Raw genomic sequence first — 2,038 nt, forward strand, 5'->3', positions numbered from 1 at the left:
TTCGCGCGAGCGCGGCCAGGCGCTGGTGGACCTGCTGCGGATGTACGAGGCCGCCGGCCTGGCGCTGGGCCCGGGCGAACTGCCCGACTACCTGCCGGTGGTGCTGGAGTTCGCCGCCACCCAGCCCGCGCCCACCGCGCGCGCGTTCCTGGCCGAGATGGCGCACATCCTCAACGCCGTGCACGCCGCGCTGGCGCAGCGCCACAGCCCGTACCGGGCGGCCATCGCCGCCGTGCTGGAGCTGGCCGGCGAGCGCGTCGAGCCGGTGCGGCTGCCGCCCGAGGAGCCGCTCGACGAAGCCTGGGCCGAGCCGCCCGCCTTCGACGGCTGCGCCACGCGCGGCCAGGACAAGCCCGGCGCGCCGCAGCCCATCCATTTCGTCCGCCGCGACGGACCCGCCACCGGAGCGCGATCATGACTGCCGCCCTCGACACCTTCTTCTTCAGCCTGTATCCGTACATCTGCCTGGCCGTGTTCCTGGTCGGCAGCCTGATCCGCTTCGACCGCGACCAGTACACGTGGAAAAGCGATTCCTCGCAGATGCTGCGCGCCGGGCAACTGCGCTGGGCCAGCAACCTGTTCCACGTCGGCGTGCTGTTCCTGTTCTTCGGGCACCTGTTCGGCATGCTCACGCCGCACGCGGTCTACGGCCATTTCATCAGCGCCGGCGCCAAGCAGCTGCTGGCGATGGTGTCCGGCGGCGTGGCCGGCGTGCTCGGCTTCGTCGGCGTGAGCCTGCTGCTGCATCGCCGCCTGGGCGACGCGCGCATCCGCGCCACCTCGCGGCCCGGCGACATCGCCATCCTCTGGCTGCTGTGGGTGCAGCTGGCGCTGGGGCTGGGCACCATACCGCTGTCCGGCCAGCACCTGGACGGCAGCATGATGCTGGTGCTGGCCGAATGGGCGCAGCGCGTCGTGACGCTGCGCGGCGGCACGGCGGAGCTGATGCAGGGCGTGGGCTGGGTGTTCAAGCTCCACATGGTGCTGGGCATGACGGTGTTCCTGGTCTTTCCCTTCACCCGGCTGGTCCACGTCTGGAGCGGCTTCGCCTCGGTGGCGTATCTGTTCCGCCCCTATCAGGTGGTGCGCAGCCGGCGCCTGAACCTGCCGGCCGGACAGGAACGCGGCACCCGGCGCGCGCAGCCCGGGCAATCGCATTGAGGAGCGCGCCATGACCGGTCCCACATCCACGGCATTCGTCCCCGTCGCCCCCGTCGCGTCGGTGAACGGCCAGGCCCTGCACGCGCGCGGCGAGGCGCTCGCGCCCGAGACGCTGCGCCAGCGCGCCTGCACCGAACTGCTGTGCCAGGCGGCCCGGCGCGCCGGGCTGCTCGATGCGGCCGACGCCGGCACCGTCGACGGCGTGGTCAGCGAGGCGGCCAGCGCCGCGATCGAGGCCCTGCTGGAAACCGCCCTGCAGGTGCCCGAGCCCGGCGAGGAAGCGTGCCGGCGCCACCACGCCGCCAACCCCGCGGCCTACAGCCGCGGCGAGCGCGTGCTGGCGCGCCACATCCTGTTCGCGGTGACGCCCGGCATGGACGTCAACGCGCTGCGCCAGCGCGCCGAGCGCATGCTGGTGGAGGTGCGCTGCCACGCGGACCCCGAACTGGCCGGCGCATACTTCGCCAAGGCCGCCGGCGAGTTCTCGAACTGCCCGAGCGGCGCCGAGGGCGGCGAGCTGGGCTGGCTGGAAGCGGGCGACTGCGCGCCGGAGTTCGCGCGCGAGCTGTTCGGGCACCAGGAAGTGGGCGTGCTGCCGCGGCTGGTGCACAGCCGCTTCGGCCTGCACGTGGTGGAAGTGCGCGCGCGCGAGCGCGGCGAGGCGCAGCCGTTCGAGGCGGTGCGCGCCGCGGTGGCGCTGCGGATGCGCCAGCAGGCCTACGTCACGGCGCTGCGCCAGTACCTGCGGCTGCTGGCGGGCCAGGCCGTGATCGAAGGGGTGGACCTCGACGCGGCCGACACGCCGCTCGTGCAATAGGGCATCCGGGTCGCCTTCAGCCACCGCTCCTCATCCACCGATATAGGACATCTCGATCTT

At 72.9% G+C, this 2,038-nt stretch carries 3 protein-coding genes; all 3 read left to right on the forward strand.

Going from position 1 to position 2,038, the window contains the following annotated elements; translation table 11 throughout:
• Positions 1-418, forward strand: a 418-nt coding sequence (narJ, locus tag K206_RS0132615; RefSeq protein ID WP_020206499.1) for a nitrate reductase molybdenum cofactor assembly chaperone, incomplete at its 5' end; no start/stop codon positions are given.
• Positions 415-1,161, forward strand: coding sequence for a respiratory nitrate reductase subunit gamma (narI, locus tag K206_RS0132620; protein ID WP_020206500.1), 747 nt, complete (start codon positions 415-417; stop codon positions 1,159-1,161). The genes narJ and narI, both read left to right, overlap by 4 nt.
• Positions 1,162-1,171: 10 nt before the next feature.
• Positions 1,172-1,978: a peptidylprolyl isomerase gene (locus tag K206_RS0132625; protein ID WP_020206501.1), complete on the forward strand. Its 807-nt coding sequence runs from the start codon at positions 1,172-1,174 to the stop codon at positions 1,976-1,978.
• Positions 1,979-2,038: the final 60 nt, after the last annotated feature.

Source organism: Cupriavidus sp. WS, from assembly GCF_000395345.1.
Classification (GTDB): domain Bacteria; phylum Pseudomonadota; class Gammaproteobacteria; order Burkholderiales; family Burkholderiaceae; genus Cupriavidus; species Cupriavidus basilensis_B.

Excerpts from the sequence above, each read along its gene's own strand:
- narI (WP_020206500.1), top strand. The coding sequence starts at position 415 with ATGACTGCCGCCCTCGACACCTTCTTCTTCAGCCTGTATCCGTACATC.
- K206_RS0132625 (WP_020206501.1), top strand. The coding sequence starts at position 1,172 with ATGACCGGTCCCACATCCACGGCATTCGTCCCCGTCGCCCCCGTCGCG.